The organism is Methylobacterium sp. WL116, assembly GCF_008039455.1.
Taxonomy (GTDB): Bacteria; Pseudomonadota; Alphaproteobacteria; order Rhizobiales; family Beijerinckiaceae; genus Methylobacterium.
Map to the genome: position 1 here is coordinate 1 of NZ_VRUV01000211.1, position 7558 is coordinate 7558.

Below are 7558 nucleotides of genomic sequence, written 5' to 3' on the forward strand. Positions count from 1 at the left end.
ACGTGATTGCGGTGTTCCGGGCGAAGACGGACGCAGGAGCCGTCGTTGTCCCAGATCCGGCCCCGCTTGGGCTGTCTGGCTGGGACCTTCAGACCCTCACGCCGCCAAATGCGCTCGACGCGCTTGTCGTTGACGAACCATCCGGCCGCCTTCAGCAACGCGCTGATCTTGCGGTAGCCATAGCGTCCGTACTTCTCAGCCAACGCCACGAGATCGGCCGTTAGCGCCTCTTCATCATCGCGGCCCCGCGGTACCTTGCGCTGTGTCGAGCGATGCTGTCCGAGCGCCCGACAGGCGCGGCGCTCGGAGACGGTCATCGTCCGCATGATGTGCTCGACACAGGCGCGTCGGCGCGCAGGGCTCAGAAGTTTCCCCGGGACGCCTCCTGCAAGATCAGCTTGTCGAGGGTGAGATCCGCAATCGCCTTTCGCAGCCGAGCATTCTCGGTCTCCAGATCCTTCATCTGTCGAACCTGATCCGACTTCAGGCCGCCAAACTCACGCCGCCACCGGTAGTATGTCACTGAACTCACGCCGAGCGCGCGGATTGCATCTGAAACGCTCTGGCCCTGTGAGATCAGCACATCCGCCTGCCGTAGCTTGGCGACAATCTCCTCAGGCTTCGGGTGCTTTGCCATCTTGTCCGTCCTCCAGGCTCAAAAGCCATATCAAAGGGCGGATCACTTCAATGGGGGCGGACCAATCGTTGCGCGCCGTGCAGCGGATCTGGGACGCTCACCGCCTCCAACCGCATCGACTGCGCACGTTCAAGCGCTCGCGTGACCTGGCCTTCGCCGCCAAGGTCGAGGATGTCGTCGGCCTCTACATGAACCCACCCGCCCACGCGGTGGTGCTGTCCATCGACGAGAAGAGCCAGATCCAGGCCCTGGAGCGAACCCGTCCCGATCGGCCGCTCGCCCCCGGCCATCCCGCTGCCCAGACCCACGACTATACCCGTCACGGCACGACGACACTGTTTGCCGCACTCGACGTCCTGGCCGGTACCGTGCTCGGCCGCTGCATGCAGCGTCACCGAAAACGGCGAGTTCATCCGATTCCTCAACGCCGTGAGGCCACCGTCCCGCCCGGTAAAGTGATCCACGCCATCCTCGACAACGTCGCCCCCCACAAACATCCGAAGGTGCGCGCCTGGCTCGCCCGCCACCCGCGCTGGATTTTCCACTTCACCCCGACCTCGGCCTCCTGACTCAACGCCGTCGAGGGCTTCTTCTCGGCGCTCACCCGGCGTCGGCTGCGGCGAGGCTCCTTCACCGGCGTCGTCGACCTGCAAGCGGCCATCAATCGCTACATCGCCGAGCACAACCGGAGCGCCAGACCCTTCGTCCGGACCAAACCCGCCACCGATATCCTCGCCGCCGTCAGCCGAGGCCCTGAACCATCCGTCTGAGTCACTCCACTAGGTCAGTTCGGCGAGGTGCCGGACGGATTCGCCGAGAGACTGCAAGGCGGATAGGGCTCGGTCACTAGCGCACAGATTATTGAACAAAAACGACCGCGCGCACGTTTGGTCTTAGTATCAACGCGCCGGTATTGGCGCAGCGTGAGGAACATTTATGTCGATTAAAACACTCGTACTCGCCGCCTCGTTCACCTTGGCGCTGTCCGGCGCCGCGCTCGCACAAGCAACTGGCCCCTCGGGCACGACCGGAACTGGGATGGGGACCAGCAGCACTGGCGGTTCAACCACCGGCCAGCCGAAGGAACTCGCTACCCCGGGCGGCGCGAACGCCGGCGGCGGCACGGGCTCTACCCCGATGACGGCCCCGGGAGCGAACGGGGTGAGCACAGGGACCGGTGCGCCGGGCGCTGGCTCGTCGGGCATGAGCAGCCCGTCGACAGGCGCCGCCGGAGCGCGCTGAGCGTTCGTCGCGACCGCGTTGAGCGCGTTACGCTCAATGCCTACGAGTTCGGCCCCGCCATCCGATCACTGACTGGCGGGCGCCTACTACCTTACTCCGCCATGATGGCGATGAGGGAGAAGGAGCCGGCAAGCGCAAAGGTGCCCGCTACGAGAGACGCAATCAGGAGCATGGGGAAGCCTCAGCCGCCGAAAGGCGACGCTTCCTCAACCCATAAGCTCCAACCCGGTTGCAGATGGGGGGACTGCTAGGGCGGCGAAATTTGCCCATCCTTAATCCCCGCCATCATCCCCGGCGGTATCGCTGTCACTGCCACCGAACAACCAATCGAGCGCTCCGGCTCCGACTTCGCCGGCTGCATCCCGCTGCTGACCGCTCAAGCGCGGTTCGGGATGCTCGGCCCGCACGTCGGCGAACCATAGGCGCGCGAGCTGATCAAGGGCCTCATCGGTGAGGAGCGTTCTATCGTGAGGTGGCATTTGAAGGTTTCTTGGACGGTCGGACGGTTCGGCCCCGTCCCGATCTGCTCACGAGACAGGGGAACTCCGGATCCTACCAGAGAGGCCGATACGCAACATGGCTTGGAGTAGGATGGCAGCACCCGGTTAGGGCCTCATCAAAACTACAAGCGGCGCGGCGTGCCACAATGGGGCGCTAAGTTGCGAGTTAGGCAGTATGACAATTGTTAGATCGTACAATCCGTGGGCGAGTTTCTCGGATATTTATCCGAAATAAGACAGCAAAAAGCCCGACCGTTTTCTAACCGATCGGGCCTTCATACTTTCAACCACTAAGCAGAACTTAACTTAGTAGCCGTACCCGTAGGGTCCGTAGCCATAGCGATAGAGCGGACGGCGATAGCCATAGCCGTAACCGCCGTATCCTACAGGGGCGTAGTAGCCGTCGTCATAGCCGTACCCGTAGCCGCCGTACCCGCCATAAAGGCCGCCTGCTGCAAGGCCGAGCCCAACCCCGAGACCGAGGCCCCCAAGGCCATAACCATAGCCGCGACCATAGTACCCGCGGCCATAACCACCGCCGAACCTAGCACCTCGGAAGCCGCCGCCGAACCCGCCACGACCAAAGCCACCACCACGAAACCCACCACCGCCAAAGCCGCCACCACCGTGGAAGCCACCGCCGCCGAAGCCACGGGCATCAGCGCTCGCGGGCATGAAAGCGAGGGCAGCAACAAGCGCGGTCGATGCGAGTGCAAGTCGTTTCATCAGGATGATCTCCTACTTAAGCAATCTGCTAGAGTAACGCGACCACCCATTTATGCGATCCATGCAGGATCCTGACGCATTGTCGCGTTTTCTTGTCCGAATGTTTCTGACGAAAATTCGCGCTTGACCACCGGGAGATGAGCCGTAGTCGAGCGCTACATTGCCAGGAATCAAGATGGGGGGTCAGGGCCCGGCCGTGTTGCTGATTTAACCTCCTTGCCGCTCGGGTGTTCCGAGCGGCAGCCGACGCATGGCAACGGGTGTCAGAACGCGCCATGCCGAGGCGCCGAGCGGCGTCAGGCCGTCTCGGTGGCCTTCTTCCGCCCACGCGCCTTAGGGGCTGCCTCGGAGGCCTTAGCGGCCTTGGGCTTCCCCTTGGAGGTCTTGGGCGCCTCAGCAACCGTCTCGTCGGCAGCGGCGGCCATGGGGGCTGCCTTGCGCCGCTGCTGGCCGAGGCCGAGAGACCGTGCCAGCTCGGACCGCTGAGCGGAGTAGCTTGCGGCGGTCGAGGGATAGTCCGATGGCAGGCCGTAGCGCGCGCGGTAGGTCTCCATCGTGAGGCCGGCCTTGGTAACGTGGCGCTTGAGCGTTTTGTACCGCTTGCCGTCGATAAAAGAGATCAGCGCGTCCGGCGTGATCGACTTGCGGACCTGTGCCGGTGTCGGCTTCTCAGGGCCAGCGGGCTCGGCGGGCACCCCGTTCGCAAGACCGGCAAAGGCCGCGTGAACCGAAGCGATCACGTTCGCCAGTTCGGACACCGGCACGTTGTTGTTCGACACGTAGGCCGCCACGAGGTCGGCGGCGAGTTCGATGAAATTGGTCGATTGAGTTTCGACTTGTTCGTCCAAGGCCATATCCTCCACAAGAGCAGGCCTACTGCTCTACACGCTCCGCCGGATCGTCAAGTGATAGCTTGGCGGAAAATACTGAAGCCGATTGGGTATCCTCATAAAACTGTGAGAACACCCCCAAAGCACGTTCACGCAGGAACTTGGCATGACAGTCTCTGTTCCGGCTCGACGGCATGACGCCGTGGAAAGCCCTATCCATGAACAAGCTCATCCTCGGCGCGACCCTGACACTCGGCCTCTTGCTCAGTCCGAACACGGGCAGCGTCGCGGCGCCAGGCGACGGTCTCGACCCCAACGCCTCGGCGACCGGCAACAGCAACCAGGCCGCCATGCATTGCAACGCCCGCGCCGGCAGCATGATAAGCCGCCGGACCGGCGGCATGCGGATGATATAGCAGCGTGTCTAGCACTGCGATGCATCTCTTATTTGAGTTAAACTAGGAAATGACCTAGAAAGAACCTACCCGGATGTCGACACCAGCTAAAAGCATCTCGCTCGACGCCGTCGCTTCCGCGGAGCGATGCGCGAGAAGCTGGGGCCGCCCATAAGGACGCCCCGACTCCGACCTACCGCTGCGATTGCCAAAGCTATTCAATCTTTGCGGCATGAATGCATAACACAAACGACCCATGCGTTCTATTGACGCGCGAGACTTGTATTGGCTTTTATATCGGCGATACTGTTTTGCATCAAAGCCGAAAGAACAATCCGATGATGCACAAAAATCAATCACAAAGCGCCGATGCGGTTGCGCTGGCCAGCAAACTTGTGATGGCCTACGTCTCAAACAATCACATGCCGGCAACGGAGCTTCCGGCATTGATCAGCATCGTTCATGCAGCGCTCAATGGTATCGCCAGCGGGACAGCCACCGGTGGTACCAGCGTTTCGAACAAGGAAGTCGGCTTTCCGACACCGGTAGAGATCCGCAAATCGATCCGGCCCGACGGGCTGGTCAGCTTCATCGACGGCAAGCCCTACAAGACCCTCAAGCGTCACCTGACCGGTCACGGGCTCGGCCCGCAAAGCTACCGCAAACGCTTCGGCTTGCCGGCCGACTACCCCATGACCGCAGCGAGTTACTCCGAAAAACGATCGGCCCTCGCGCGCGAGCTCGGCCTAGGTCGGCCTGGCCGCATGGCTGCCTGAGGGGGCCACAGAGCCCGCCGCTAGACCGCGGCGGGCTTAGGGGTGGCTCAACCGGCCCCGTAGCCGCCTTTTGAGTTGCTAGAGCCGGTCGACGGCGGCTTCCCATCATAGCCGCCACTCTCGGGCGCACGATCCGGCTTCGGATTAGGCAGCCCGGGAGAGGTGGGACCCGCGCTCTCGGCCGGAGGCGCCGGTGCCTTCGCGGGATCGAGCGGATGGCCAGGCGGTAGGGTGCCGATCGCCTCTGTCTTAGTCGCGTCGTTGTTGCTCATGGTGTGCTCCACGGATGACCTACGAAGCGAAGGCGGCGACCGGCTGGATGTTCCGGTGGCCGAGCTACTGCCCGTTCTGTCTGCGCACGTAGAGGAAGGCGCCTACGACCGCGGCGATATCCAAGGCTCCGATGACCATTGCCGCGGAGGGATAACCAAGAGTGAGAGCGAGAGCAGCGACGGCAAGGGCAGATAGAGAGAAGGCGATAGCCGCCCATTGGCCAAGCCGAACTGTTTGAAGATTGCCCTTGAGCGAAGACTTTTCTAGCTCTCGACGGTGCTGAGCCTCCTGCTCCCACATCGCGAAGATGCGCTCGGGTGCATCAGGCACGAGCTGGCGGAATTGATCGAGCACGACCGGCGGTGGCAAAGGCCCCTGCCAGAATTCATTGCGCTCGATGACGGTAGGCTGCTGATCCTGCGAAGGCTGCTGCCGCGCCGGAGGGTTACCTTTGGGCCGTCTCGACACGCGCACGCTCACGATCAATCACACGGCGCATGTCGTCTCCGATCCGCGCGCTATCACCCCGTAAGGCCTCTAGATCTGTGCGGGATGGTGCGCGCGTATTGGGTGAGACCGCCGGCCAAATGGACGCAAGGGTGCTGAGGCCGGCAACGAAGCTGCCGACGCGCGTACGCCGCTGAGCGGGACGGACTGCGTTATTCCTCATGCCCTCTCATGTACGCCGTACATGGAACGCGTCAATGCCAACCCCCAATTGCGGTTTACCGAGGCTGATCACGCTGAGCGTGTCGCTCGCCAGCCTCTCCCGGCTGGAAGGTGCCGGCCGCGCCCGACAGGTTCAGCAGGCCGCCGGCTCTCGGTGTTCATCGTCACCGCCGAGTGGACGAGATCCCCCATCATGAAAGGTGACCTGGGGTCGAATGTAGGCCTAATATCTCTGCGGATGGAAGAGGACTGAAACGCGTGCCGCTCCGCTACCCACCTTTCGAAGTCGTCACATTGAAGCTAGAATAGACCCCAGCGGAACTCACAAGCCAGCCATGCCGGCCGCGTTCTGCTTAAAAAGCTTTCCGCTCTGGATGTAACCGGCGGTCGTGTCGAACTTCCGATGGCGCAGTTGGCGTTGGATCGCCTAGCCTGGTGCGTCGATCGCGGCGGCGATGGTCGCGTAGTTCATCAGTCACAGCCCTGCTCGGGCCGCGTCAAAGCAGGGGGCTCGGCGTGAACCGTCCCCGGCAAAAGGCAAAACGCCATCGTCTCGGGAAGCGATCCCGATTGACTCCCGGCGGGAGCTATGATGTCTGGGGGGCACACCTGCGGTCCCCGGACCCCATTCGATTTCGACGGCCTCACCCTTGCCGGGGTGGGGCCGTTGGCGTTTTGGGCTTAGGTCTTTCTCGCGGCCTTGGTCCCTTGTTCTAGCCGGCTCACGACTCGCCACAGGGCGCGCCATAGCCGGACATGGCATGTCGGCTGGGTGACACCGTTAAGTCAACGTTGCGGAGTGGATCGTCACTGGCGTCGTTGACGGTTGATGCAGCTGACATCGAGCATGGTACGAGAGCAGGCGTCCGGCCGCAGGGCTGCGTCGTCCCTAATCGCGATCGGATCAGCCAATGCGCCGCTTAGCCTTTATCGCTTATTGCCTCGCCGTTTCCGTCCCGACCGTGGCAATGGCGCAGTCAGCAGCCAAGCCAGCCACCCCAGCCGTCACACTTGATCCTGCGACTCTGAAGGCGGCGCGCGAGGTCGTCGCGCAGATGCAGGGGGATCGTACCGCGCTGCTGAACGCGATGGCGGCACCCATGGTCGGCATGATGCAGCAGATCGGGGTCAAGCAGCAGGATCAGGCCCAGGCCTTGGTCCAGGAGGTGGTGCTGCCCACCCTCACGGCACACTTCGACGAGCTGCTCGACATCCAGGCACGCGGCTTCGCTGCGGCCCTCGGCAAAGACGACCTGCAGGTCATCGCCGCGTTCTACGCTACCCCAACCGGCAAGCGCCTGGTCGCTGCCCAGCCCCAACTCGCACAAGCCCAGCTCGTAGGAACGCAGCAGTGGATGCAGTCGGTGACACCTGAGATGCAGGGCAAGCTGACCAAGGCGATCCAGGCCCACGGGTGGGGATCGGCCGGACCGGCGAAGCCGCGCTGACGGCATGGTAGCGAGGGCGGCCGCACCGGCATGATCCGATCCGAACTGGTCCAGCGCCTCGC

6 protein-coding genes and 2 pseudogenes are annotated in these 7558 nt (G+C 63.0%); 4 read left to right on the top strand and 4 right to left on the bottom strand.

Features of this window, described 5'->3' with window-relative positions:
- Positions 1 to 637, bottom strand: a pseudogene (locus tag FV223_RS15515) (IS3 family transposase); the annotation flags it as partial.
- Between the two features lie 74 nt (positions 638 to 711).
- Between FV223_RS15515 and FV223_RS15520 the strand changes: the two are divergent.
- Positions 712 to 1407, top strand: a pseudogene (locus FV223_RS15520) (IS630 family transposase); the annotation flags it as partial.
- Between the two features lie 1278 nt (positions 1408 to 2685).
- Here the strand turns inward: FV223_RS15520 and FV223_RS15530 are convergent.
- Both FV223_RS15530 and FV223_RS15535 read right to left on the bottom strand, forming a co-directional pair.
- A complete protein-coding gene (locus FV223_RS15530; protein ID WP_147727881.1) occupies positions 2686 to 3105 on the bottom strand; it encodes a hypothetical protein in 420 nt (139 codons plus the stop codon).
- 296 nt (positions 3106 to 3401) lie between these two features.
- Positions 3402 to 3959: a MucR family transcriptional regulator gene (locus FV223_RS15535; protein ID WP_147727882.1), complete on the bottom strand. Its 558-nt coding sequence runs from the start codon at positions 3957 to 3959 to the stop codon at positions 3402 to 3404.
- Positions 3960 to 4153: 194 nt separating this feature from the next.
- Here FV223_RS15535 and FV223_RS15540 point away from each other — a divergent pair, with 194 nt between their 5' ends.
- Both FV223_RS15540 and FV223_RS15545 read left to right on the top strand, forming a co-directional pair.
- The gene (locus FV223_RS15540; protein WP_147727883.1) at positions 4154 to 4351 is read left to right on the top strand and encodes a hypothetical protein; all 198 of its coding nucleotides are present in this window, start codon (positions 4154 to 4156) and stop codon (positions 4349 to 4351) included.
- Positions 4352 to 4596: 245 nt separating this feature from the next.
- Positions 4597 to 5106 (top strand): MucR family transcriptional regulator, encoded by a 510-nt coding sequence (locus FV223_RS15545; protein ID WP_348644796.1) that lies wholly within the window; start codon positions 4597 to 4599, stop codon positions 5104 to 5106.
- Positions 5107 to 5442: 336 nt separating this feature from the next.
- On the opposite strand, the gene FV223_RS15555 is transcribed toward FV223_RS15545, so the two are convergent.
- A complete protein-coding gene (locus FV223_RS15555; protein WP_187275000.1) occupies positions 5443 to 5859 on the bottom strand; it encodes a DUF2335 domain-containing protein in 417 nt (138 codons plus the stop codon).
- Positions 5860 to 6959: 1100 nt separating this feature from the next.
- On the opposite strand from FV223_RS15555, the gene FV223_RS15560 reads away from it, so the two are divergent.
- Entirely contained in the window at positions 6960 to 7496 is a 537-nt protein-coding gene (locus tag FV223_RS15560; protein ID WP_147727886.1) for a DUF2059 domain-containing protein, read from the top strand.
- The last annotated feature ends 62 nt before the right edge of the window (positions 7497 to 7558 follow it).